We start from the raw sequence: 24,711 nt of genomic DNA, 5'->3' as shown, positions 1-24,711 counted from the left end.
GAGCGTGACCGAGGGTACGGTCACCCGCTGGCTGAAGCAGGAAGGCGACCAGGTCCAGGCGGACGAGCCCCTGCTCGAGGTCTCCACGGACAAGGTCGACACCGAGATCCCAGCCCCCAGCTCGGGCACCCTGCTCCAGATCAAGGTCGGCGAGGACGAGACCGTCAACGTCGGCGCCGAGCTCGCCACCATCGGCGCCGCCGGCGCGGCACCGGCACCCGCAGCGCCCCCGGCGGCCGAGCCGCCGCAGGCCGCGCCAGCACCGCAGCAGCCGGCCCAGCCGGAGCCCGCGGCACCGGCCGAGCCCGCGCCACAGCCGCAGGCCGCGGCCCCGCCCCCACCGGCTGCGCCGCAGGCACCGCCGGCTCCGTCCGCCCCACCGGCGAGCGCGCCGCGGCCAGCCGACTCCGGCGACGCCGGGGACCGCCCGTACCTGACGCCGCTGGTGCGCAAGCTCGCCGCGGAGCACGGCGTGGACGTGAACGCGCTGCAGGGCTCCGGCGTCGGCGGCCGGATCCGGAAGCAGGACGTGCTGGACACCGCCAAGCGGCAGCAGGCCGCGGCGAGGCAGCCGGCAGCGAGCGCGCCGGCGCCGAGCCCGGCCGCCCAGCGGGCACCGTCGCCGGAGGCCGAGCAGCTGCGCGGCACCACTCAGAAGATGTCCAGGCTGCGGTCCATCCTGGCCAAGCGGATGGTCGAGTCGCTGCACATCGCGGCCCAGCTGACCACCGTGGTGGAGGCCGACGTCACGAGGATCGCGCGGCTGCGGCAGCGGGCGAAGGCCGACTTCCTCGCGCGCGAGGGCGTGAAGCTGTCGTTCATGCCGTTCTTCGCGCTGGCTACGGTGGAGGCGCTGAAGCAGCACCCGCTGCTGAACGCGACCATCGACACCGAGAAGGGCGAGATCACCTACTACGACGTCGAGCACCTCGGCATCGCCGTCGACACCGAGCGTGGGCTGATCTCCGCCACCGCGCACAACGCAGGCGACCTGAACCTGCCTGGCCTGGCGAAGAAGGTCACCGACCTGGCCGACCGCACGCGCGCGAACAAGGTGTCGCCGGACGAGCTCGGCGGTGCGACGTTCACGCTCAGCAACACCGGCAGCCGCGGTGCCCTCCTCGACACGCCGATCATCGTGCAGCCGCAGATGGGCATCCTCGGCACCGGCTCGGTAGTGAAGCGTCCGGTCGTCATCGACGACCCGGAGATCGGTGAGACGATCGCGATCCGCCACATGGTGTACCTCGCGCTCACCTACGACCACCGGCTGGTCGACGGCGCCGACGCCGCGCGCTTCCTGAACACCATCAAGGACCGGCTGGAGGAGGGCAGGTTCGAGGCCGACCTCGGCCTGGACTGACGCCCAACGACCACGATATGCGCATCGCCGTCACCGGCTCGAGTGGGCTGGTAGGCACCGCCCTCGGTCACGTACTCGAGGCCGACGGGCACGAGGTGGTGCGGTTGGTGCGCCGACCCCCGCATGCCGTCGAGGAGGTGCGGTGGGACCCGGCCGCGGGTGAGCTGGACCTCCGCGAGCTCGGGCCCGTCGACGCAGCGGTGAACCTCGCCGGTGCCGGCATCGGCGACCACCGCTGGTCGGCGGCGTACAAACGGACGCTGGTAGAGAGCCGTACGGCCGCCACCGGCACGCTGGCCACGGCGCTGGCCGGGTTCGACCCGCCGCCGCGGGTGCTGCTCTCCGCGTCCGGCGTGGGCGCGTACGGCCCCACCACGCGCGCCGTCGACGAGGACGAGCCGCGTGGCACCGGCTTCGTCCCCGACATGTGCCGCGCCTGGGAGGCCGCTACGGAACCGGCCCGGCTGGCCGGCGTGCGGGTCTGCCACCTGCGGTTCGGCATCGTGCTGTCGCGCCGCGGGGGCGCGCTGGCGAAGCTGCTGCCGTTGTTCCGTCTCGGCCTCGGCGGCCGGCTCGGCTCCGGTGAGCAGTACTGGAGCTGGGTGGCGCTGGCCGACGTCGTCCGCGCGGTGCGGTTCCTCCTCGACCACGAGCTGCGCGGGCCAGTGAACGTCACCTCGCCGTACCCTGTGACCAACGCGGAGTTCACCAGGGCGCTGGGCGCAACCCTCCGCCGCCCCACCCCGGCGGTGGCGCCTGCGTTCGCGTTACGGGCGGCCCTCGGCGAGTACGCCGGCGAGGTGCTCGGCAGCCAGCAGGCAGTGCCGCGCCGACTGCTCGACGCCGGCTTCCGGTTCCGCTACCCAACCGTCCGCGAGGCACTCGACGCCGCCGTCCGCGGCTACTGAGCCGTCGGCAGGACCAACGAGCCGGCACCGTCGAAGGTGAGGTCGGTCGGGTCGCCAAGCACCTCGACGTCGGTGCCGCATTCTGCGGCGCTGCGCTCGGACAGCCACAGCTCGCCGAGGTGCAGGGTGTCCGCGATCACCGCGGCACGTACGTCGGCGAACCGCTGCGGCTTCATCGCCTGCCATACGGCGTCGAAGACCGCGCGGTCGTCGGGCAGCGTCATCGGCACCGCGCCGCGGATCGGGCTGCCGCTGGTGAGGCAGTTCAGGTACGTCGCCGCGCGGTCGATGCGGTCGGCGAGCCGCTGGGTGGTGAAGTCGGCCAGCCCTACGCCGGTCGCGTTGCCGTGCGACTCCTCGGTCAGGTCGAGCACGGCGAGGTACTGGATGCTCGGCCGCGGCGGCTCCGGCAGGCCCTCGATGCGCAGCCGGCCGATGACGTTGGTGTCCATCCCGGTGCCGCTGATGTTCTTGCCCATCTCCCGCACCACGCAGAGGTCCAGCCGGTCCACCGGCAGGTACGGCATCAGCGCACGCGCCGTCTCCAGCAGCGCCGTCTCCCGCTCCGCGATCTCGGCGGCCGGCATCGCCTCGACCTGCGCCGGCTGCTCGTTGGCGTTCTCCAGCACGGCCAGCCCGCCGAGCACCGGCAGCCGGTCGAGCACCACGGCGGCGATCGACTCGATGGCCTGCTCCATCGACTGCCAGCCCAGCCGGTGCACCATGGTCGCGCCGCGCGCCCGCCCCATGCCGACGGCCAGCATCTTCAACAGACCGCTCTCGTGGCTGCCGTGGAACGAGGTGTGCGGCTTCACCCGGTTCACCACGAGCACGGCGTCGGCTGCCGCCGCCTCGCTGGCCACCAACACCGGCAGACCGGCGATCGGCGTGACCGTACGGCCCAGCACCGTGACGTCGTCGGAGCACACCACCTCGGCCCCGACCGCCTCCGCGGTGACCCCGAGGCTGTCGAGCAACGCACGCTGGCCGTCGGCGGTGCCACCCCCGTGACTCCCCATCGCCGTGAACAGGAACGGCTCATGCCCGGCGTCCCGCAACGCCCCCACAACGGCGCGGTAGATCTCAGGCGCCCGCACGACGCCCCTGCTACCCGCGGTGACCGCGACCCGCGACCCCGGCGCCAGCCCGGCACCACTCACCACCTGGTCGACCTGCTTGCGCACCGTCTCGATGAGATCCACGACCGCGGGCGCGGAGAACCGTTGCCGCACGCGGCACAGCCGCAACCGGTCACTCGTCATGCCCCCATTGTCCGCCACCACAGTCACCGATGCCGCCAGATCCACGCGATGCACCACCCACCATCGATCCGGTCCAGGCTCACCCGCCGAGTACGGTCACCGCGACCAGCCCGCCACCACAGTCACCGGTGCCGCCGGATCGACGCGATGCGCCATTGGTCGGCGACGCGGTCCAGGGTTACCTGCCAGGTACGGTCACCGCGGCCGGGCTGGTGGCGTACGCCGCCGTCGCGGTCTACGACCCGGTATGGGCGCAGCTGGTCGGTGACCGTGAGCACCGCATGCGATGTCGACGCCGTGACGGTACGGACCTCGCCGATGCGCAACCGCAGGCCCTGTACCCGCACGCCCAGCCGCCGGTACGAGCGCAGCACGTGCAGGTCCGCGGCCAGCGCGGCCGATCCCGGGACGTAGACCGTGCGCAGCGCGGCGGCGTCCGCGGTCGCGAACGCCACGGCACGGCGGCGGTCCAGGCCGGTCAGCGTGTCGTGCCAGCGCGGCGGCACGTCGCCGTGGGCCGAAGGCACCGGCGACGGCGGCCGGTCGGCCACCGGGCCCGACCGCCCCGCGTCCACCCAGCCGAGCACCACGACGACGGCGACCACGAGCACGACCACCACCGCCCCGAGACCGCGGCGGCCCAGCACCACCCGGTGCCAGGCCGGCGCACGTACCGGACGCGGCACGACACCACCGGGCGCCGGTGCCGGCGCGAGCTCCCCGCCACCGACCGCGCTACCCACCCGCACCGGCTCCGGCCGGCACGCGGTCAGCACCTTGACCACCAACGCCTTCGCGTCCACCCCACCTGCGTGAGCCTCCTGCAGCACCTCGACGAGCCGCTGCGGTGGATAAGGCCCCAGCAGCTCGAGCCCGAGCCGCGCCAACGCCCGTACGTCGGCATCGGCATCGCCATCGCCATCGCCATCGGCAAAGGCAAAGGCGGTGCGGCGAGCGGCGGGCGAACCCAGCCTGGGACGGCAGGCCGCATCGAGCACGATGGCCGCCGGCGCGACCGCGCCGTGCACCTGCCTCGCGGCGTGCATGCCGGCCAGCTCCCCGCCGACCGCGGCCACGACCGTCACGACCTCGCCGGGCCGCAGCGCCGGCCGGCCGGCGAGCACGGTGTCCAACCTGGTTGCCTGCATCGGGTCAGCGTGCCCGAGCCGCCGCCCGCCCGCAGAGGTTGTCCACAGGCCAAGCGATGGGGCTACGACACCACGTGCGCCACCACGCCGGCGAACGTCGCGATCCCGGTCAGGGTCAGCATCGTCCACGCCACCAGCCGGAACCGTCTGCGGTGCACGGGCAGCTCGTCGCGTACGGCGAACACCCGCGCCGGCCACATCCGCCACGACACCACGCAGAACACGCCGGCCGCCGCGAGCAACGCGACGCCGGAGACGGCGACCGCCACCCACCACACCGGGCTCCGCTGCGCGGTGAGGAACACCAGCGCCACCCCGGAGGCAGCGAGCACGGCGATCAGGCCGAGCACCTTCCACCGCGCCCCTGAACCGAGGACGACGAGCAGCTCCTCCGCGTCGTCGCCCAGCGTCCGCTCCACCCGCGGCTGCACCACCGCCAGGCTGTACGCCATCGCGCCGAACCAGACCGCCGCGGCGAACACGTGGATCGCAGTGACGGCAACGGTTACGAGCGCCACGCGTCCTCCGCTCTCCCGGTGGCGAGTGCCCGTGCCTCGTCGAGCAGCCGCTGCGTCTCCACCGCGTCGCGGGGGTCGACGGGCAGCGGGGTGCCCTCCGTCAACGCACGGTGGACGTCGGCGTAGAACTGCGGCCAGGCACCGGGTTCAGGCGCGACCGGCAGCCAACTGCCGCCGGTGGCCAGCCATCCCCAGCCGTCCGAGTCCTCGATACCGTACGCCGCATGGCTGGGGCGCAACCCCGCGCGCAGCTGCTCCTCCTGGTTGTCCACGTCGTATACGACGAAGGTCGCCGCGGTGCCCACCACACGCAGCCGCGGCCCCGGCGCGCCGAACATCGCGCCGACGGAGAGGTGCGACTGCTCCTGGTTCCCGTGCGCCAGCACGACGAACGCGAAGTCGTCCGACACCCCGCCACGGACGCTCCTGACGTCGGCGTGCACCACCTCGGCAGGACCGAACAGGTGCAGCGCCTGGTCGACCAGGTGGCTGCCCAGGTCGAGCAGCACGCCACCACCGCGGTCGGCCGGGGTCACGTCCCGCCAGCGGTCGCTGCGCACCTGCGGCTGCCAGCGCTCGAACCGCGACTCGTACCTGAGCACCTGCCCGAGCGCGCCCTCGGCGAGGAGCCTGCGCAACGTCAGCTGGTCGGAGTCGAGCCGCCGGTTCTGGAACACGGTCAACGGCACGCTCTTCGCCTCCGCCGCGGCGACCAGCTCCGCCGCCGACGCCGCGTCGACGGCGAACGGCTTGTCCACCACGACGGCCAGCCCGGCCTCGATCGCGCGCTTGGCCAGCGGCAGGTGGCTCTCGGTCGGCGTCGCGATGACCACGAGGTCGTGGTCGGCGGCCCGCTGCCACAGCTGGTCCACCCGGTCGAACACCAGCACACCGGGGCACGCCTGCCTGACCTGCCGCTGCCGCTCCTGGTTCGACGTGACCACGGAGACCAGCCGCAGGCCCTCGTGCGCCTGGATCAACGGCGCGTGGAAGACGCGTCCGGCCAGCCCGTAGCCGACGACGGCTACACGGATCTCGTCCATGGCGGCACGCTATACCGAAGCCGGGCCAGGCAAGATGAGTGCATGACCAACCCGGCTGGGAAGGGACACCCATGACAGTGCATCCCGTCGCCCTCCCGCGCTCCGCTCCTCGCTCACCTACGGCGGTCTGGCGCGTGCCGGGTTACTTCCTCGCTACGATGCTCACGCGGGAGGTCTCCTCATGACGGACCGTCGGCCGATCGAGTGTTGGCTGATCGACATGGACGGCGTGCTGGTCCAGGAAGACGTCCCCGTACCTGGCGCGCAGGACTTCCTGAGCGGCCTGCAGGCGTCGGGCAAGCGCTACCTGGTCCTCACCAACAACTCGATCTACACCCCGCGCGACCTGCGCGCCCGGCTGCTCAACGCCGGCATCGACGTACCGCTCGACCGGGTATGGACGTCGGCGCTGGCCACCGCGGCGTTCCTCGACACGCAGCGCCCCGGCGGCACCGCACACGTGGTCGGCGAGGCCGGTCTCACCACGGCACTGCACGACATCGGCTACGTGCTGACGGACAACGACCCCGACTACGTGGTGCTCGGCGAGACCCGCACGTACAGCTTCGAGGCAATCACGCGTGCGATCCGGCTGATCGCGTCGGGCTCCAGGTTCATCGCCACCAACCCGGACGCCACCGGCCCGAGCCACGAGGGGGTGCTGCCCGCCACCGGCGCCGTCGCCGCGCTCATCACCAAGGCGACCGGTGTCGCCCCGTACTTCGTCGGCAAACCGAACTCGCTGATGATGCGCAGCGCACTCAACGCCGTCGAGGCCACAGCGAGACCACGGCCATGGTCGGTGACCGGATGGACACGGACGTCATCGCTGGCATCGAGGCCGGCCTGGAGACCATCCTTGTGCTGTCCGGTCTGACGAGCCGGGCGGCGGTCGAGCGTTACCCGTACCGCCCCAACCGAGTGGTCGAGTCGATCGCCGAGCTGGTCGACGAGATCTGACGAAGGAAGACCGTGTCCACGAGAACCCGCATCCCTCCGGCGACAATCACGCAGCGCCGCGAACCCCTCACCAGCGGCAGGGTTTAGGGTCGGCGTCGTGACGAGCTTCCAGGTCGGTCCCGACGCGTTCCTTGTCGACGGTAGGCCGTTTCGCGTCATCAGTGGTGCAATGCACTACTTTCGGACACTTCCCGAGCAGCATGCGGCGCGGTTGGAGCTGCTCCGCGCGATGGGCCTCAACACCATCGAGACCTACGTGGCGTGGAACGTGCACGAGCCGGTGCCAGGCCGGTACCTGTGGGGCGGGCTGGCCGGCATCGAGAACTTCCTCGACCTGGTCGCCGAGTCGGGCATGTACGCCATCGTCCGCCCGGGCCCGTACATCTGTGCGGAATGGGACAACGGCGGCCTGCCCGGCTGGCTGCTGCGCGAGCAGTCGACCCGCATCCGGAGCTACGACTCGACGTACCTTTCCGCCGTCGACCGCTGGTTCGACCAGCTGATCCCGCGCATCGCACAGCGTCAGGTCCACCGCGGCGGCAACGTCATCATGGTGCAGGTCGAGAACGAGTACGGCTCGTACGGCACCGACCGCGCGTACCTCGAACACCTGGTCACCGGGATGCGCGCGCGTGGCATCGAGGTGCCGATGTTCACCAGCGACGGCGCCGCCGACGCGAACCTCACCGCCGGCTCGCTGCCCGACGTGCTCGCCACGGTGAACTTCGGCAGCGCACCGAAGGACGCGTTCGCCACCCTGCGCCGGCACCAGCAGGACGGGCCGCTGATGTGCGCGGAGTACTGGAACGGCTGGTTCGACCACTGGGGTGAGCCGCACCACACCCGGTCGGCCGAGGACGCCGCCGAGACCCTCGGCGAGATCCTCGAGCTCGGCGCGTCGGTCAACATCTACATGGCGCACGGCGGCACCAACTTCGGCTTCTGGGCCGGCGCCAACAACACCAAGGGCGAGCTCGAACCCACCGTCACGTCGTACGACTACGACGCACCGCTGGACGAGGCGGGCCGGCCGACGGAGAAGTACTGGGCGTTCCGCGAGGTGATCGGGCGCTACACCGCGCTGCCCGCGGAACCGCCGGCGACGCCGCACCCGATCCTGCCGCCGACCGAGCTGTCGGTGGACGGTTTCCTCCCCGTACGTACGGGTCTGGAGCTGATGGCCCGGGAACCGAAGAGCGCGTCGCGGCCGCTCACCTTCGAGGAGCTGGGCCTCGGCGGCGGCGTGGTCAAGTACCGCACGGTGCTCCGCGGCCCGCGACCGGCGGCGCCGCTGTCGTTCGACGGGCTCTGTGACATCGCCCACGTGTGGGTGGACGACCAGTTCAAGGGCGTCATGTCCGGCACCGAGGAGATACCGCTCGAGGTGCCGGCCGACGGCGTGCAGCTGGAGATCATGGTGAGCGCGTACGGCCGTACGAACTTCGGTCCGCGCGTCGGCGACCGCAAGGGCATCACCGGCGGCGTACTGCACGGCAACGCGTACATCCACGGCTGGGAGTCGACCCCGGTGCCGCTCGACGCGCTGCCGGTCATCGACTTCGACGCCCCGCCCGCCGCGGCCGACGGGAGCGTCGGCCCTGGCCTGTGGCGGGCCATGCTCCCCGTCGACGAGCCGGCGGACGGCTTCCTCGCACTTCCCGGCTGGGAGACCGGGTTCGCCTGGGTGAACGGCTTCTGCCTGGGTCGGTACGACGTCGCCAGCGGCCCGCAGCAGACCCTGTACCTGCCGTGGCCGCTGCTGCGCGCAGGCAACAACGAGGTCGCCGTGCTCGAGCTCGGCGCCGCCGTCTCCGCCACGCTGGAGATCCACGCCGAACCGGACCTCGGCCCCGTCCCCAAGTGACGGCGCGTCCGCGCCACCGGGCAACGGGTTTGGCCGAGAGCTAACCTGTGGGGGTGACTACCGACCTGAGGTTCATCCGGCTCGGCTTCGGCGCCGACGCAGTGCGGTACGAGACCGCGTGGGACATCCAGCGCAGCACCCATGAAGCGGTGACCGGCGGCGCGCAACCCGACACCTGCCTGCTGCTCGAGCACCAGGCCGTCTACACCGCCGGCAAACGCACCCAGGTGTTCGAACGGCCGAACGACGGCACGCCGGTGGTGGACGTCGACCGCGGCGGCCGCATCACCTGGCACGGTCCCGGCCAGCTGACCGGCTACCCGATCGTCCACCTCAGCGACCCGGTGGACGTGGTCGCGTACGTCCGTGCGGTCGAGGAGATGCTGATCCGGGTCTGCGCCGACCTCGGCGTTGCCGGCACCCGGGTGGAGGGTCGCAGCGGCGTCTGGTTCCCCGCCGACGCGACCCGCCAGGACCGCAAGGTCGGCGCCATCGGCATCAGGGTCGCGCAGGGCGTCACCATGCACGGCTTCGCGCTGAACTGTGACAACTCGCTCGACCCGTACCACCAGATCGTGCCGTGCGGCCTGACCGACGTCGGCACGACCACGCTCTCCGCCGAGCTCGGCCGGCAGGTGCCCGTGGCCGAGGTCCTGCCGCTGGTCGAGAAGCACCTCACCGAGGTGCTCGGCTACCCCGGATACGAGCTGGCCGACAACGTTATGGTGGCGACATGAGCGATCTCAACGGTGGCACGGCCCCGAACGGGCGCAAGCTGCTCCGGCTCGAGGTGCGCAACGCGCAGACGCCGATCGAGCGCAAGCCGCCGTGGATCAAAGTGAAGGTGCGCTCCGGCCCCGAGTACACCCAGCTCAAGAAGCTGGTCCGCGACGAGGGCCTGCACACGGTGTGCGAGGAGGCCGGCTGCCCGAACATCTTCGAGTGTTGGGAGGACCGCGAGGCCACCTTCCTCATCGGCGGCAACGAGTGCACCAGGCGCTGCGACTTCTGCCAGATCGAGACCGGCAAGCCGGACCCGCTCGACGGCGACGAGCCGCGCCGGGTCGCCGAGTCTGTCGTCACCATGGGCCTGCGCTACGCCACGGTCACCGGCGTCTGCCGTGACGACCAGCCCGACCTCGGCGCGTGGCTGTACGCGGAGACCGTCCGCCAGATCCACGAGCAGATCCCCGGCTGCGGCGTCGAGCTGCTCATCCCCGACTTCAACGCGCAGCCGGAGCCGCTGGCCGAGGTGTTCGGGTCACGTCCCGAGGTGCTCGCGCACAACGTGGAGACCGTGCCGCGGATCTTCCGCAGGATCCGGCCTGGCTTCCGGTTCGAGCGCTCGCTCGAGGTGATCACGAGGGCACGCGACGCCGGCCTGGTCACCAAGTCGAACCTCATCCTCGGCATGGGTGAGGAGCGCGCGGAGATCTCAGAGACCATGCAGCTGCTCTACGACGCCGGCTGCGAGCTGTTGACCATCACGCAGTACCTGCGGCCGTCGCAGCGGCACCACCCGGTGACCCGGTGGGTGGAGCCGGCAGAGTTCGAGGAGCTGGGCGCGGAGGCCGACGAGATCGGCTTCGCCGGCGTGATGAGCGGGCCGCTCGTACGCTCCTCGTACCGTGCCGGCCGGCTGTACCGGCAGGCGCTGGAGGCCCGCGCGATCACCCCGGCCACCAGCTGAGCCCGGACGGACGCCCGACAAGACGCTGAGGCGAGTTGCCTCGTATCCTCTCGGGTATGGCCAAGAACCCAGACCAACCGAAGCGCCTGCAGCAGATCAAGCGGTCCGCCCAGTTCCTCTGGCAGAAGAACAAGCGCGGCTACCTGTGGATCGCGCTCGGCTTCCTTGGCCCGATCGCCATCGCCCTCGCGCTCGGCTACCTGCTCGACTACCTGATCTACGCGATCTTCCTCGGCGTACTCACCGGGTTCACGGTGGCCATGTTCATCTTCGGCCAGCTGGTGCAGAAGACCGCGTACTCGAACATCGAGGGCCAGACCGGTGCCGCCGCCGCGGTGCTCGAGGGGCTGCGCGGCGACTGGCAGGTCACGCCCGCCGTCGCCGTCAACAAGGACCAGGACGTCGTGCACCGTGCGGTCGGCCGTCCCGGTGTGGTGCTGGTCGCCGAGGGTTCCTCACCGCGGCTGGCGAAGCTGGTCGCCGCGGAGAAGAAGAAGGTCTCCAGGGTCGCGTTCGACACCCCGATCTACGACCTGAAGTGCGGCACCGGCGAGGACGACATCCCGCTGCGGAAGCTGCAGTCGCGCATGCTCAAGCTGCCGCGCAACCTGACCAAGAGTGAGGTCTCTGAGGTCAAGCGTCGGATGCGTGCGCTCGGCACCTCTCCGCTGCCGATGCCGAAGGGGCCGATGCCCAAGGGCGTCCGGCAGAAGATGCCGAAGATGCCGAAGTCCGCAGGCTGACGGAGTTCGCCGGATCCCTTCTCCCGTAACGGATTTGGTTACGGAGAGTAGTTTCATAACGGATGCACACATCTTGCTGCGTCGAGCTGCATTCGCAGCCCTAACGGCGTAGAGTCACCTCCTGTGCACACACAGCCATTTCTGGTCGCCTGTCGTGGCAGGCTGTGTATGGCACATACCGCCCCAGCGCACCCCCGACCCCCGCGCACCCTGCCCTAGTTGCCTGCCCTCCGGCTGCCACCGCCAGGTGTGGCCGCCGGCACCTGTGCCGCCACGGCGGCCCGACCACGGGAAGGAGGACCGGACGTGACCGTCGTCCGTTCGCACGCCGCCGGCACCGGCCCGGCGACCGGCCCTTCCCCCACCGACCTGGTCCAGCACGTCGGCCGGCTGCTCGCCGACCGCCCTGCGGACGCCGCGAGCTGGCGGCTGGCCGACCGCGAGTTCTGGTGCGCAGCAACGCCTGTCGGCACGTCGGTACCCGCGCAGGGCTGGAAGATCCACGTGTCGGCGACGCCCACGTCCGCGGCCGGGGTGCTCACCCGCGCCGTTCCCGTACTGCGGGAGCACGGCACCGCGTTCAAGTTCACCCGCGACGTCGCCGGCGTGCGCTGGCTGACCGGACGCGACTGCGACCGCGCACTCGCCGGCAAGTTCCTCACCGTCTACCCCGCCGACGACGACACGTTCGTCGCGGTCATCGAGCGGCTGCACGACGCCGTCGGCGACCTGCCGGCGCCGCGCATCCTCTCCGACCGGCCGTACGCACCCGGCAGCAGCGTGCACTACCGCTACGGCGGCTTCTCCGGCGCCGGCGAGCTGGACGCCGACGGCGTCTACCGCTACCTGCTGTTCCGCCCCGACGGCAGCACCGTGGAGGACCGGCGGTCGGCCTGGTTCGACGTGCCGGACTGGGCGCCGTGCCCGCTCGACCCGCCGCCGCAGGCCGAGGCGGCCGGCGGGGTGCTGCTCGGCGACCGCTACGCCGTGCGGGTCGCGTTCCGCCACTCCGCGAAGGGCGGCGTGTACCTGGCCACCGACACCCGCGAAGGCGGCGAGGTGGTGGTGAAGCACGCCCGCGCGTACACCGAGCTCGACGGCTCCGGCCGGGACGCCCGCGACCTGCTGCGCAACGAGAACAGGGCGCTGCGTGCACTCGCCGACCTGGCGCCGGTGCCGCGGTCGCTCGGCGTGTTCGAGCAGGACGGTGACGTCTTCCTCGCCGAGGAGCGCCTCGCCGGCACTCCCCTGCGGTCCTGGGTGCACCACGCGAGCCGTGCCGATGCCGGCGTGCCGCTGGCCGCCGCGTGGCCGGTGGCGGCGGCCCTCGCGACCGCCGTCCGGGCCGTGCACGGTGCGGGCTACGCGCTGCGCGACCTCAGCCCGAGCAACGTGCTCGTCACCGCCGACCACGCCGTACAGCTGGTGGACCTGGAGCTGGCCACCCCGTTCGGCGACTCCGCCAGGCGCTCCGGCACCCCCGCGTACCAGGCGCCAGAACACCGCACCGGCGGCGAACGCGCACCGGCCACGGCGGCCGAGGACCTCTACAGCCTCGGCGGCCTGCTCTTCCTGCTCGCCACCGGCTGCGACCCGCTGCTGCCGGACGACGAGCCGCGCGGCGTCCGTACGGAGGCGCGGCTGGCGAGCTGGCTGGACCTGGTCGCCACGGCCGGCGGCACGGCGGCCGCGCTGCGGCCGGTCGCGCACGGGCTGCTCACCGACGAGCCGCAGCAGCGCTGGCACCTGGACCGGGTGACGGAGTTCCTCGCGGCACCGCCGGCCGGGCGGCCGGTCACCCGCGCCCGGGGCGCGACGGTCACGCCGCAACGGCTGCTCGCCGACGGCGTCGACCACCTGCTCGCCACCCACACCCCCGGCCGGTCACGGCTGTGGCCGAGCGGCGCGTTCGGCCGGCAGACCGACGCGGGCAACGTGCAGCACGGCGCGGCGGGGGTGCTCGCCGCGCTGACCAGGGTCGCGCCGCACGCCGACGTCCTCGACGTCGTACGGTCCACCGCCCACTGGCTGCTCGCCCGGCGGCCGGCGGACGCGCCGCTGCCCGGGCTGTACTTCGGCCGGGCGGGAGTCGCGTGGGCGGTCGCCGACGCCGGCGTCCTGCTTGCCGACGCCGAGCTGGTCGGGGCCGCGGCGGACCACGTACGCGAGCTGCCGCTCGAGTGGCCGAACCCGGACGTCGCGCACGGCCTCGCCGGCGCCTGCCTGGCCCATCAGCACCTCGCCGCGGTCACCGACGACGCCGGGCTGCGCGAGCGTGCCGACCACTACGCGGACGCGCTCCTCCAGCGGGCGGCCGAGGACGAGCACGGGCCGTACTGGCAGATCCCCGCGGGCTTCGACTCCCGGTTGGAAGGCGCCAGGCACCACGGGTTCGCGCACGGCACCGCGGGTATCGGCTACGCGCTGCTCGCCAACGGCAGGGACGCCGACTTCGAGCTCGCCGTGCGGGCCGGCGACGCCCTGTGCCGGGTGGCCGAGGTCGACGAGCACGGCGCCGCCTGGTGGCCGGTGGGTCCGGCCGAGCCGACCAAGCTGCCGCACTGGTGCAGCGGCTCCTCCGGGGTGGGCAGCTTCCTGCTCAGGCTCTACGCGCGCACCGGCGAGCAGCGGTTCGCCGACCTCGCGCGGGCGGCGGCGGTCGCCGTCCACCGCGCGCGCTGGCAGTCGTCGCCGGTCGCCTGCCACGGCCTGGCCGGCGACGGCGAGTTCCTGCTCGACGCGGCGGAGCTCCTCGTCGACCCGACCTACCACGAATGGGCGGCCGACCTGGCCGACTGCCTCGCCGTCCGGCACTGCACCAGGGCGGGCCGGCTCGTCGTCGCCGACGAGACCGGGCACGAGGTGGTCGCCGACTTCCAGGTCGGGCTCGCCGGGGTGCTGTCGTTCCTGGCGCGGCTGCTGCACGGCGGCCCCCGCCCGTTCCTGGTCGACCACGCCGACGAAGAGGTGCCCCGATGTTGAGCCGTACGAGCTTCCGCTTCTCGGCGCGCGGCACCCAGGTGGCGTGCCTCACCGCACCGCGCCCAGGCGACTGGCGGGTGGAGACCTGGTCGCTGCCGTCGGCGGCCACCGGCGGCGTCCTCCTCGACGACCTCCAGGTGCGCGGCCCGAACAGCCAGGTGCTCCCGACGGACGCCGGCCGCGTCCTGCTGTGCCAGCCGCTCGGCACCGACGCCGGCGGGCACGACCTCACCCTCGGCGCGCCGGCCGAGCCAGCCCGCGCGCTTGCGACGGTGCCCACGCTCGGCCTGCGGGTGCTGGAGCACCCCGACCCCGACGTGCTCGCGATGGCCGTCAGCACGGCGAGCACGCCCGAGCTGACCTCGACGGTCTGGGTGGTGCGCGACACGATCCCCATCATGGAGCCGGTGTGCACGGTCGCCGGCCTGCTCGCCGGCGGCTGCTGGCTGGACCTCGACGGCCGCAGGCTCGGCCTGAACCAGGTGCACCAGGGCAAGCTCGTCGCGGTCGTGATCGACCTCGCCGACGGCACGGTCATACCGCTGTGGCCGGACCACCCGGACGTCCGGTTGTTGTTCGCCTGCCCGGGTTCCGGCCGGCTGGTGGCCGGCGACGAGAGTGGCGCGCTCGGCTGCGCCGAGCCGGACGGCCGCATGCACTGGTCGGCGCGGCTCGACGGCACCCGCGGCGCGTTCCCGCTGGCCGCCGACCCCACCGGCGAGCAGCTGGCGGTGCGTATCGACTACGGCGCGCGCTCCGGGCTCGCCCTCTACGCGCCGGCGAGCGACCAGGTCACGGAGCTGCAGCTACCGGCGGGGACCGTCGGTGCCACCGCGTCCTGGGTCGGCGACACGCTGCGGATCCCGTTCGCCGACGGCGAGCAGCCGGCCACGGTGGTCGCGCTGCGGCCGAGCCACACGCCCGCGGCGGCGCAGCAGCCGGTGCCGGACCGCGCGAGCGACGGGCTGCAGCTGGAGAGCTTCAGCGGCCCGTCCGGCCCGATCGAGGCCGTGGTGCACGGCGACTGGCGTACCGCGGGCAACGTGGTGGTTGCGCTGCACGGCGGGCCGGACTCGTCCTGGCGGCTCGACCACGGGCCGCTGCTGCTCGGGCTGGCCGGCGAGGACACGGCGGTGGTCGGGGTGAACCCGCGCGGCAGCCACGGCTACCGCGGTGCCCACGAGGCGCTGCACGCCGGCTGGGGCAACGCGGACCTCGCCGACGTGCTCGCCGTCACCGCGCACATCACCGAGCAGCGCGACACCACGGTGCAGCTGTTCGGGGTGAGCTACGGCGCGTTCCTCGCCACGCTCGCGCTCGCCGCGGCACCCACGGCGTGGGCACGGGCCGCCGTCGTCGCCCCGTTCCTCTCCGGGCCGCGGCTCTACGCCGACGGCGGTACACGCGTACGCGCCCTGCTCGAGCGGCTTGGCGGCACGACGACGCACCGCGACGAGCTCGGGCCGCGCGACTTGGCCCACGTCGCTGGGCAGGTGCGCACCCCGCTGCTGCTGATGCACGGCGCGGCCGACGACGTGGTGCCGGTGGCGCACTCCAGAGAGCTCGCCGACCAGCTGCGCGCGGCCGGCACACCGGTGGAGTACGTGGAGCTCGCCGACGCCGCGCACGACCCGTTCGCCGGTGCCGCCGCGGAGGCGGCGCTGGCCAGGATCAGAGACTTCCTCGCAGATGCGCCGCAAGGCCTTCCTGCGGGGCAGGACGCCGCCGTGGAACCCCGTGGCGGCACGGAACTCGCGCTCGAGAGGAGGTGAAGAAACATGAAGGAGCTCACCTTGGACGTGGCGGCGCTCGAGCGTCTGCCCGAGGTGGAGTCCGTGGAGCTCGGCTGCGGCTGCGGGCTGGCTACCTGTGTCGTCAGCTGCCTTTCCACGGGCGGCGTCGCCGTCGATGCAAGCGTCGACGTCGAGGTCTGACAGAGGCAAGGGGTCGGCCGCGCCAAACGACGCGGCCGACGAAGGACGTGGTGCGAGAGCAGTTACCGGCTGCTCTCGCACCCGTCACGCAGTTCTATTGTGCGTGCAGGAGTGACCGGACGGATGACTGCGACACCGGTTGGCACCGATCGGTTGCTCGCCGTCACGCTTCGTGCTCAGCCGGGCTGGTTCGCCACCGCCGTGCTCGCGGGGCTGTGTTCCGCCGCCGGCGCGCTCGTCCTCCCGGCCGCGATGGGGCGGGCGCTCGACGCCGCCCTCGCCGGCGGCCACGGGCTGGTGCCCGCGCTCACGCTCCTCGCGATCGTCATCGCCGTCGGCACGCTCGCCGACGTGCTCGGCCAGATCGCCGGCACCGCCGGCGTCGCCGGCACCACCGCGTGGCTGCGTCGCCGCATCCTAGGCAACCTGCTCGGCCTCGGGCTGCCAGGACAGCAGCAGTACCCGGCCGGGGACGCGGTCACCCGGCTGATCGCGGGCGCCGGCTCGACCGGCCGGATCGTCTCGCTGGTGCTCACCGCCGTACGCACGGCGGTGACGGCGCTCGCCGCGCTCGTGCTGCTCTTCCTGCTCGACTGGACGCTGCCGGTGACGCTGCTCGGGGGCCTGCTGGTCAGCGTGGCGCTGCTCCGCCCGTTCACCCGGCAGGCGACGAGCGCGTTCGAGGAGTACCAGACCGTGCAGGGCCGCATCGCCAGCCGGCTGGTGGATGCGCTCGCCGGGCTGCGCACCATCCGCGCGAGCGGCACCGTGGACCGCGAGGTCGACCGGGTGCTCGAGCCGCTGCCCGAGCTGCGGTCGGTGGGCGTGCACACCTGGCTGCTGCAGCGTCGCCTCGCGTGGTCGTTCGGGCTGCTGATCAGGCTGCTGCAGCTCGCGGTGCTGGCCGCCGCCGGCTGGGCGGTCAGCGCCGGCCGGCTCTCCCCCGGCGACCTGGTCGCGGCCGTCGGCTACGCGGGCATCGCATTGCAGGCCATCGAGCAGATCGACCTGTTCGTCGAGCTGGTGCAGGTGCGCGCGGGCGCCGCCCGGGTGCGGCCGCTGACCGGCACGCCCCAGGCCGCCGTACCGCGGGCCAGGTCGGAGCACGGGATCGGTGACGTGGAGATCCGCGACGTCACCGTACGGCTGGGCGACCGGACGGTGCTCGACGGCTGCTCGCTACGGCTGCCTGCCGGCACCACCACGGCGGTGGTCGGCGGGAGCGGCGCGGGCAAGTCGGTGCTCGTCGGCCTGCTCGGCCGGCTGTACCAGCCGGACGCCGGTCAGGTGCTCATCGACGGCCAGCCGGTCGCCCACCTCCCGGACACCGACCTGCGCCGGCTGGTCGGGTACGCGTTCGAGCGGCCTGCCCTTGTCGGTGCGACCCTCGCGGACGCGGTCGGTTACGGCCTGCCGGCGCAACCGCCCGCGACCGAGGTACCCGCCGTCACGACCGCCGCACAGACCGCCCTGGTGGACGGCGTCGTCGCGAAGCTCCCGCACGGCTACCTGACGCAGGTGCGGGAGGCGCCGCTGTCCGGCGGCGAGCGGCAGCGGGTCGGCATCGCCAGGCTGGTCGCGATGCGGCCGGCGATCCTGGTGCTGGACGACGCGACGTCCAGCCTGGACACCGCCACCGAGGTAGAGCTGCAGGCCGCGCTTGCCCGTACGCTGCCTGGCCGGACGAAACTGGTCGTCACCCACCGCGCCCGCAGCGCCGCGCAGGCCGACCAGGTGGCGTGGCTGGTCGGCGGCCGGGTCCGCGCGCTCGGCAGGCACGCCGAGCTGTGGCGCGACGCCGACTACCGCGCACTGTTCACCGGCGGCGCGGAGGCGGCGCGATGAGGGCCGGCCTGCGTCTCCTCCTGGACGGGCTGCGTGGGCAGCGGCGGCCGCTGCTGTGGCTGCTGGTCTGGTCGGTGGTCGAGGCGGTGCCGGCGCTGCTGACCGGGAAGTTCCTCGCGCTCGCGCTCGACCGCGGGTTCCTGGCCGGCGAGCCGGCCGTCGGCTTCGGCTGGCTCGGCGGCCTGGTCGCCGCGGCCGGCGTCGCGGCCGTCGCCACCCGGCTGGTCTACCCGCAACTCGCCGCCGTGGTGGAGCCGCTGCGCGACACCCTCGTGCACGTGGTGGTGGACGCGAGCCTGCGGGTGCCGCTGCACGAGGCGAACCCGGCCGCCGTCGCCCGGGTGACCGGCCAGGTGGAGACCACCCGCAGGCTTGTGTCGGCGCTGCTGCGTACCGCGCGCCAGGTGACGCTGGCCATCGTCGCCACCGTCGTCGGCACCACGGTGCTCGCGCCTGCCCTGACCCTCGTCGTCGCGCCGCCGCTGGTGCTCGCGCTGACGCTGTTCGGTCTGCTGCTGCCGCGGCTGGTCGACCGGCAGCGCGCCGTCGTACTCGCCGACGAGGCCGTGGCGCGGGAGGCGACCGGCGTGCTGCACGGTCTACGCGACGTGCTTGCGTGCCAGGCCAAGCGCCGCGCGACCCGTACCGTCGAGACGGCCATCAACCAGCAGGCGGCAGCCGGCAAGGCGCTCGCCCGGGTGTCGTCGCTGCGCATCCTCGTGGTCGCGCTCGGCGTACAGCTGCCGCTCGTGGCGGTCATCGCGTCCGGCCCGCTGTTCGTGCGGGAGGGCTGGGTCACCACAGGCGCGCTGGTCGCCGCGGCCGGCTACCTGACGGTGACGCTGGCGCCGGCCATGCAGGCCCTCGTACAGGTCGCCGGGGCGTGGGGCCTGCAGCTGGCGGTGGTGCTCGCCCGGCTGGCCGAGACCGCACAGGCCGGCAGCGCCACCGAGACCGCGACGCTGCCGGTCGGCACCAGCCGCGCGCCGCTGACCCGCACGGTGGCCGCACACGACCTCACGTTCGCGTACGGCCCGCACTCCACGCCCGTGCTCAACGGGCTGGACCTGCGGGTCCGCGGCGAGGAGCACCTCGCCATCGTCGGCCCCAGCGGGGTCGGCAAGTCCACCCTCGCCGACCTGCTCGCCGGGCTGCTGATCCCCGCGCACGGCGAGGTGCGCGTCGGCGACCGCGACCTGCGCGCGCTGTCACCTGAGCAGCTGCACCGGCTGGTGACGCTCATCCCGCAGGAGTCGTACGTCTTCGGCGGCACGGTGCGCGAGAACCTCGCCTACCTCGAGCCCGAGGTCCAGGACTGGCAGCTGCGCCGGGTCGTCGAGGAGCTCGGGGTGCCCACGCTGATCGACCGGCTCGGCGGGCTGGACGCGACCCTGCAGCCCACCACCCTGGGCAGCGGGGAACGGCAGCTGGTGGCGCTGGTGCGCGCGTACGCCAGCCCGGCGGAGGTGATCGTGCTCGACGAGGCCACCTGCCACCTCGACCCGGCGACCGAGGAGAGCGTCGAGCGGGCGTTCAGCCGCAGGTACGGCACCCTCGTGGTGATCGCGCACCGGATCAGCTCCGCACTGCGCGCCGACCGCATCCTCGTCCTGGACGGCGACAGCGCAACCGTCGGCACGCACGCGGACCTGCTGGCGCGCTCCGCGCTGTACAAGGAGCTGGTCGGCTACTGGACCACCCCGGACGCCGACCCCACCGACCACACCGCCGCGCCGGTGGCGGCCGCGCCGTAGCTACGGGCGGCCGGCCTCCAGATAGGTCCGCTACTGGACCACCCCGGACGCCGACCCCGCCGTCGCGCCGTAGCTACGGGCGGCCGGCCTCCAGATACACTGTCTCCCCCGCCCGCCGCGCGGCGAAGCAGGCGAGGATCCGCGACGCGGTGCGTGCGGACGCCAGCGACCGCACGTCGTCGCGGTCGACCCACCGCCACGACTTGAGCTCGTCGTCCGGCAGCCGGATCGCCGCCGTCTCGTGCTCCGCGAGCGGGCCACCGTCGAAGATCAGCATCAGGCCCTCGGTGCGCGGCGGCTCGGTGGGCACCCAGTCGACGCCGAGCAGCCCGCCGACCGGCCGGTCAAGGCCGAGCTCCTCGCGTACCTCACGGCGGCACCCGGCCCGCGGCGACTCCTCGGGCTCCACGACACCGCCTGGGATGTCCCAGACGTCCTTGTAGACCGGCTCCACCAGGAGCACCCGGTCACGGCTGTCGACGAACAGCGCACCGGCGGCGATCCGCTTCGTCGGCAACGAGGCGTACAGCGCAGCGATGTCGTCGTCGGGCGTCACGTCGAGGCAATCTACCGGTCGTCAGATCCGCACCGTCATGGTGTTCGCCGCGCGGTCGTGCATCCCCCGCAGATCGCGGTCCATGATCAGCGCGGGGATGAAGATGCACAGCAGCAGGGTGCGGACGGCCGCCCACGGCACCCCGGGCGGCGTGCCGTCCACGCGGACGACCTTGATACCCAGCAGCCGGTGCCCGAAGGTGAAGCCGAGCGTGCCGACCAGCAGGATGTGCTCGAGCGCGAACACGCCGAGCGTCGCCCACGGCCCGCCCTGCAGCAGGCCGTACCCGATCGCGCTGCACATCACCCAGTCGATCATCAGTCCGACGAGCCGGCGGAACAGGCCGGGGACCGACCCGCTGCCCTCCTTCGACAGCCCGAACCGCGACCCCGGGTAGTCGTCGTCGGACGACGGCTCGTCCGCCGAGTACGGGCCGCTCAGCCATGACCCCAGGGTCCGTCGGTCCATGTCACCCAGCCTAGCCTCCCGCGGGAGGCTAGGCTGTCCAGCAGGCAACGGCGCCGCACCGCAGCTGGCCGGGAAAGCCCGCTCGAGATGTCCGTAACATCGCCGAAACAATCGGGACATGCCGGGGAAACGGCGTCTGGCTACCGTGGCAGCCGACCAATGAGATGGGCGACAAGGAGCGGTAATGTTCGAAAGCCAGGAGGACCTGTCGCGGTACATCCGCGACGAGGGGGTTCAGTTCGTCGATGTGCGCTTCTCCGACCTGTTCGGAGTGATGCAGCACTTCGCCGTGCCCGTCTCGAATTTCGACGACTCCGTGTTCTCCGACGGTCTGATGTTCGACGGTTCGTCGATCCGTGGCTTCCAGGAGATCCACGAGTCCGACATGGCGTTGCGGCCAGACGTGGCCAGCGCGTTCCCGGACCCGTTCCGCACGGAGAAGACCCTCAACCTGCACTTCAACGTGCACGACCCGCTCACCGGCGAGCCGTACAGCCGGGACCCGCGTAACGTCGCGAAGAAGGCCGAGACCTACCTCACCAGCACCGGCATCGCGGACACCGCGTTCTTCGCACCCGAGGCGGAGTTCTACGTCTTCGACGACGTCCGCTACGAGACCAAGCAGAACTCCGGCTACTACGAGATCGACTCGATCGCCGGTGCCTGGAACACCGCGCGGCGCGAGGAGCCGGGCAACCGCGGGTACAAGCCGCGCTACAAGGGCGGCTACTTCCCGGTGCCCCCGGTGGACCACTACGCCGACCTGCGCGCCGAGATGGTCATGGAGCTGGAGAAGGTCGGCATCCTCGTCGAGCGCGCGCACCACGAGGTGGGCACCGCCGGCCAGGCCGAGATCAACTTCCAGTTCAGCTCCTTGCTGCAGGAAGCCGACCGGCTGCAGACGTTCAAGTACATCATCAAGAACGTCGCCTGGCGCAACGGTAAGACGGCCACGTTCATGCCGAAGCCGATCTTCGGTGACAACGGCTCCGGCATGCACTGCCACCAGAGCCTCTGGAAGGACGGCAGCCCGCTCTTCTACGACGAGCTCGGCTACGCAGGCCTCTCCGACATCGCCCGCTGGTACATCGGCGGCCTGCTGAAGCACGCGCCGAGCCTGCTCGCGTTCACCAACCCGACCGCGAACTCGTTCCACCGCCTGGTGCCGGGCTTCGAGGCACCGGTGAACCTGGTGTACAGCCAGCGGAACAGGTCCGCCTGCATCCGGATCCCGATCACCGGCACCAGTCCGAAGGCCAAGCGCATCGAGTTCCGCGTGCCGGACCCGTCGGCGAACCCGTACCTCGCGTTCTCCGCAATGCTGATGGCCGGCATCGACGGCGTCCGCAACAAGATCGAGCCGCCGGAGCCGATCGACAAAGACCTGTACGAGCTCCCGCCCGAGGAGCACTCGCAGGTGCAGCAGGTGCCGGGCTCCCTGGACGCCGTCCTCGACGCCCTGGAGTCCGACCACGACTACCTCCTAGAAGGCGACGTCTTCACCTCCGACCTGGTAGAGACCTACGTCGACTTCAAGCGCACCAACGAGATCGACGAGATCCGCCAGCGCCCCCACCCCCACGAGTTCGAGATGTACTACGACATCTGATCGCCGCGATCCCGCTACCAGCCGGAATACCGCAACATCGCGTCTGAGCTGCAGAAACGCCCCCTAACGCTGCTGAGCGTTTCGGGGCGTTTCCGGTTCTCATGTGAACCCAATGTGAACCCGCGCTATGACTTGCGGCGCAACTTCTTTGCCTTCACACTGCTTGTCTCCGGGGCGCGTATGGGTGAGTGTCGTCAAGTGGTTTGGCCCCGGTGATTCTCCTTCAGGACTGACACAACAGCCCTGCCAGGAATCCCGACGCGTGACAGTCGACACACCTGCCCACACACCGATCCTTGTCCTCACCCAGTACGTGCTACTCGAAGGACTTGACCCGCTGCAACCTCGGTTGGTTCGCAGCTCCCCGCTGCGCAACCGCCCGGACGCCGGGCGTCCTGGCGCAGCAGAGGAGCCACCAGACGGCGCCCCTACCGGGTTCGTCGCCCGTACGGAGCTTCCGGTGGCCGTGGCATCACCTCGAGCAGACATCACTACCCCCATAACGCGTGGTGCTACGACTGCGGGTTGATGGGGTGCGCCGCCATCGCCCGCGCTCGCTGAAACGCCTCGGCGCGCGGATGGACGCCGAGGTAGGTCAGCGTGGTGGATCCGTCGCGGTGGAACCTACTGCGCGAGGGCAAGCTCCTCGGCGCCTTCATCGAGGACACTGGATCATCCGACGCAGCGAAGTCCAACGTCGGATCCGACAACGAAACACCTGACCGCCGGTCCGCTCCTGCACAACCCGCCGCCCGCCTCACCCTACGTGATACCGCCTCTACGACGGCAAGTCGGGCCAACCGCCGGTCAACCCGGCAGCCCCGTTCACCTGCACCTATTTGATCGGGGCAGGCGCAGGTGGACTGGGCTGATGAGGGCGGGATCCTCGCTCACGTCGGGATCCCGAAGGTGTACTCGTTCCACATGGTGCTGTCGTATTCGCGGGATCCGTTCTGCTGCTTCACCACCAGCCAGGACCTGGTGACGTTTTTCGACTGCCACCGCCGCGCGTTCGAACACTTCGGCGGTGTCCCGTCCACGGTGGTCTTTGACCGGACCAAGACCGTGGTGAAGCGGCATGTCGCCCCGGGCAAGGCAGTGCCGCTTCACCCCGAAGCGGTCGCGTTCGCCGGTGCCTACGGCTTCGACATCGACGTGCTGGCCGCCTACCGGCCCACCGGGAAGGGACGGGTGGAGCGGCAGGTCGACATCGTCCGCGACCACGTCCTCGCCGGCCGGGCGTTCGACTCCCTGGCCGAGCTCGACGCCGCGTTCTGCGACTGGGCGAAGCTGCGGCGCGGGCAGGTGCACCGCACCCACGGCGAGGTCATCGGCGTGCGCGCGCAGCGGGACCGGGCCGCGTTACTGCCACTGCCGCCGCGGCCGTATCGGGTGGTCGAGCACCACCTGCGCCGGGTCGGCAAGGACTGCTTGGTCTCGTTCGAAGCCAGTCTGTATTCGGTGCCCGCCCGGCAGGTCCGCGCCGGCCAGCAAGTCGACGTGCAGGTGACCGGGGACGAGGTCGCCATCTACCACCACCGGCAAAACGGCGACCAGGTGCTGCTCGCCCGTCACCGACGCGCCCGTGCCCGGGGCAGCTGGGTCGTCGACGACCGCCACTGGGACGGTCTCGCCGACGGTCACACCCGGGCGGTCACCACCGACCACCAGCCCGAATCCGAGCACGCCGGCCACGCCGAACCAGACGATCCCGCGGGGCTGGCGGCGTTACTGGCCCGCAGCCACGCCGCCAGCGTCGACGTCGGCCGCCGCCCGTTGTCCGCCTACCACCTGGCCGCCGGTCTCACAAACCCCGAACTCAACTGACCCCACCTGAAACGACAGGAGCGACTGATGAGTGATCTCACCACGCAACGGATCTGCGCGCACGCGACCAAGCTCGGCCTGCCCCACCTGGCTAGCAGCCTAGATGAGTGATTCCTTGAAGGGTGTGGTCGGCGCGGCTGCGGAGACGTGGGGCGGAGGGTGTTCAAGATCGATGTGTGACCAAAGAACTGAACACCCTCCTGACAGCACTGTATGTGGTGGTCGACGATCACGTGG

At 72.0% G+C, this 24,711-nt stretch carries 18 protein-coding genes and 1 pseudogene; 13 read left to right on the top strand and 6 right to left on the bottom strand.

Annotated features, from left to right (window positions below; genetic code table 11):
• Both sucB and GEV07_25305 read left to right on the top strand, forming a co-directional pair.
• Positions 1-1,363, top strand: a 1,363-nt coding sequence (gene sucB / locus GEV07_25310; GenBank protein ID MQA05890.1) for a 2-oxoglutarate dehydrogenase, E2 component, dihydrolipoamide succinyltransferase, incomplete at its 5' end; no start/stop codon positions are given.
• Positions 1,364-1,380: 17 nt separating this feature from the next.
• Positions 1,381-2,271, top strand: coding sequence for a TIGR01777 family protein (locus GEV07_25305; protein ID MQA05889.1), 891 nt, complete (start codon positions 1,381-1,383; stop codon positions 2,269-2,271).
• On the opposite strand, the gene GEV07_25300 is transcribed toward GEV07_25305, so the two are convergent.
• From GEV07_25300 to GEV07_25285, 4 genes are all read right to left on the bottom strand, one after another.
• The gene (locus GEV07_25300; protein ID MQA05888.1) at positions 2,265-3,533 is read right to left on the bottom strand and encodes a DUF362 domain-containing protein; all 1,269 of its coding nucleotides are present in this window, start codon (positions 3,531-3,533) and stop codon (positions 2,265-2,267) included. The genes GEV07_25305 and GEV07_25300 overlap by 7 nt on opposite strands.
• A 122-nt stretch (positions 3,534-3,655) precedes the next feature.
• On the bottom strand, positions 3,656-4,681 hold the full coding sequence (locus tag GEV07_25295) for a hypothetical protein (protein MQA05887.1): 1,026 nt from the start codon (positions 4,679-4,681) through the stop codon (positions 3,656-3,658).
• Positions 4,682-4,743: 62 nt separating this feature from the next.
• Entirely contained in the window at positions 4,744-5,133 is a 390-nt protein-coding gene (locus GEV07_25290; GenBank protein MQA05886.1) for a hypothetical protein, read from the bottom strand.
• Positions 5,134-5,186: 53 nt separating this feature from the next.
• Complete coding sequence (locus GEV07_25285) at positions 5,187-6,242, bottom strand: oxidoreductase (protein ID MQA05885.1); 1,056 nt, start codon at positions 6,240-6,242, stop codon at positions 5,187-5,189.
• Positions 6,243-6,423: 181 nt separating this feature from the next.
• Between GEV07_25285 and GEV07_25280 the strand changes: the two are divergent.
• The 9 genes and pseudogenes from GEV07_25280 (at position 6,424) to GEV07_25240 (ending at position 20,014) form a co-directional block, all read left to right on the top strand.
• Positions 6,424-7,202 (top strand): annotated as a pseudogene (locus tag GEV07_25280) (HAD-IIA family hydrolase).
• A gap of 97 nt (positions 7,203-7,299) precedes the next feature.
• Positions 7,300-9,066: a beta-galactosidase gene (locus GEV07_25275; protein MQA05884.1), complete on the top strand. Its 1,767-nt coding sequence runs from the start codon at positions 7,300-7,302 to the stop codon at positions 9,064-9,066.
• 65 nt (positions 9,067-9,131) lie between these two features.
• Positions 9,132-9,803, top strand: a complete 672-nt coding sequence (gene lipB / locus GEV07_25270) for a lipoyl(octanoyl) transferase LipB (GenBank protein MQA05883.1) — start codon at positions 9,132-9,134, stop codon at positions 9,801-9,803.
• The gene (gene lipA, locus GEV07_25265; protein MQA05882.1) at positions 9,800-10,756 is read left to right on the top strand and encodes a lipoyl synthase; all 957 of its coding nucleotides are present in this window, start codon (positions 9,800-9,802) and stop codon (positions 10,754-10,756) included. Before lipB ends, lipA begins: the two co-directional genes overlap by 4 nt.
• A 56-nt stretch (positions 10,757-10,812) precedes the next feature.
• Positions 10,813-11,499: a DUF4191 family protein gene (locus GEV07_25260; protein MQA05881.1), complete on the top strand. Its 687-nt coding sequence runs from the start codon at positions 10,813-10,815 to the stop codon at positions 11,497-11,499.
• A gap of 219 nt (positions 11,500-11,718) precedes the next feature.
• Positions 11,719-14,481 carry a protein kinase gene (locus tag GEV07_25255; GenBank protein ID MQA05880.1) on the top strand — a complete coding sequence of 921 codons (2,763 nt, stop codon included), beginning with the start codon at positions 11,719-11,721 and terminating at the stop codon, positions 14,479-14,481.
• On the top strand, positions 14,475-16,253 hold the full coding sequence (locus GEV07_25250; protein ID MQA05879.1) for a prolyl oligopeptidase family serine peptidase: 1,779 nt from the start codon (positions 14,475-14,477) through the stop codon (positions 16,251-16,253). The genes GEV07_25255 and GEV07_25250 overlap by 7 nt, the downstream gene beginning before the upstream one ends.
• Before the next feature lie 285 nt (positions 16,254-16,538).
• Positions 16,539-18,260 carry an ATP-binding cassette domain-containing protein gene (locus GEV07_25245; protein ID MQA05878.1) on the top strand — a complete coding sequence of 574 codons (1,722 nt, stop codon included), beginning with the start codon at positions 16,539-16,541 and terminating at the stop codon, positions 18,258-18,260.
• Positions 18,257-20,014: an ATP-binding cassette domain-containing protein gene (locus tag GEV07_25240; GenBank protein ID MQA05877.1), complete on the top strand. Its 1,758-nt coding sequence runs from the start codon at positions 18,257-18,259 to the stop codon at positions 20,012-20,014. The genes GEV07_25245 and GEV07_25240 overlap by 4 nt, the downstream gene beginning before the upstream one ends.
• 73 nt (positions 20,015-20,087) lie before the next feature.
• Here the strand turns inward: GEV07_25240 and GEV07_25235 are convergent, their stop codons facing one another.
• Positions 20,088-20,516 carry an NUDIX domain-containing protein gene (locus GEV07_25235; protein ID MQA05876.1) on the bottom strand — a complete coding sequence of 143 codons (429 nt, stop codon included), beginning with the start codon at positions 20,514-20,516 and terminating at the stop codon, positions 20,088-20,090.
• 75 nt (positions 20,517-20,591) lie between these two features.
• The gene (locus tag GEV07_25230) at positions 20,592-21,038 is read right to left on the bottom strand and encodes an RDD family protein (GenBank protein MQA05875.1); all 447 of its coding nucleotides are present in this window, start codon (positions 21,036-21,038) and stop codon (positions 20,592-20,594) included.
• 184 nt (positions 21,039-21,222) lie between these two features.
• Between GEV07_25230 and glnA the strand changes: the two genes are divergently transcribed.
• Complete coding sequence (gene glnA, locus GEV07_25225) at positions 21,223-22,647, top strand: type I glutamate--ammonia ligase (protein ID MQA05874.1); 1,425 nt, start codon at positions 21,223-21,225, stop codon at positions 22,645-22,647.
• Positions 22,648-23,505: 858 nt separating this feature from the next.
• A complete protein-coding gene (locus GEV07_25220) occupies positions 23,506-24,474 on the top strand; it encodes a DDE-type integrase/transposase/recombinase (protein ID MQA05873.1) in 969 nt (322 codons plus the stop codon).
• The last annotated feature ends 237 nt before the right edge of the window (positions 24,475-24,711 follow it).

The organism is Streptosporangiales bacterium (genome assembly GCA_009379825.1).
Classification (GTDB): domain Bacteria; phylum Actinomycetota; class Actinomycetes; order Streptosporangiales; family WHST01; genus WHST01.
Note: the sequence above shows the minus strand (reverse complement) of the source record. Positions and strands in the feature narration are given on the sequence as shown.

What these genes read in the sequence shown, in the direction of transcription:
- lipA (MQA05882.1), top strand. Translation starts at nt 9,800, where the DNA reads ATGAGCGATCTCAACGGTGGCACGGCCCCGAACGGGCGCAAGCTGCTC.
- glnA (MQA05874.1), top strand. Translation starts at nt 21,223, where the DNA reads ATGTTCGAAAGCCAGGAGGACCTGTCGCGGTACATCCGCGACGAGGGG.
- GEV07_25290 (MQA05886.1), bottom strand. Translation starts at nt 5,133, where the DNA reads ATGGCGTACAGCCTGGCGGTGGTGCAGCCGCGGGTGGAGCGGACGCTG.
- GEV07_25295 (MQA05887.1), bottom strand. Translation starts at nt 4,681, where the DNA reads ATGCAGGCAACCAGGTTGGACACCGTGCTCGCCGGCCGGCCGGCGCTG.
- GEV07_25305 (MQA05889.1), top strand. Translation starts at nt 1,381, where the DNA reads ATGCGCATCGCCGTCACCGGCTCGAGTGGGCTGGTAGGCACCGCCCTC.
- GEV07_25230 (MQA05875.1), bottom strand. Translation starts at nt 21,038, where the DNA reads ATGGACCGACGGACCCTGGGGTCATGGCTGAGCGGCCCGTACTCGGCG.
- GEV07_25240 (MQA05877.1), top strand. Translation starts at nt 18,257, where the DNA reads ATGAGGGCCGGCCTGCGTCTCCTCCTGGACGGGCTGCGTGGGCAGCGG.
- GEV07_25260 (MQA05881.1), top strand. Translation starts at nt 10,813, where the DNA reads ATGGCCAAGAACCCAGACCAACCGAAGCGCCTGCAGCAGATCAAGCGG.
- GEV07_25285 (MQA05885.1), bottom strand. Translation starts at nt 6,242, where the DNA reads ATGGACGAGATCCGTGTAGCCGTCGTCGGCTACGGGCTGGCCGGACGC.
- GEV07_25250 (MQA05879.1), top strand. Translation starts at nt 14,475, where the DNA reads ATGTTGAGCCGTACGAGCTTCCGCTTCTCGGCGCGCGGCACCCAGGTG.
- GEV07_25300 (MQA05888.1), bottom strand. Translation starts at nt 3,533, where the DNA reads ATGACGAGTGACCGGTTGCGGCTGTGCCGCGTGCGGCAACGGTTCTCC.
- GEV07_25245 (MQA05878.1), top strand. Translation starts at nt 16,539, where the DNA reads ATGACTGCGACACCGGTTGGCACCGATCGGTTGCTCGCCGTCACGCTT.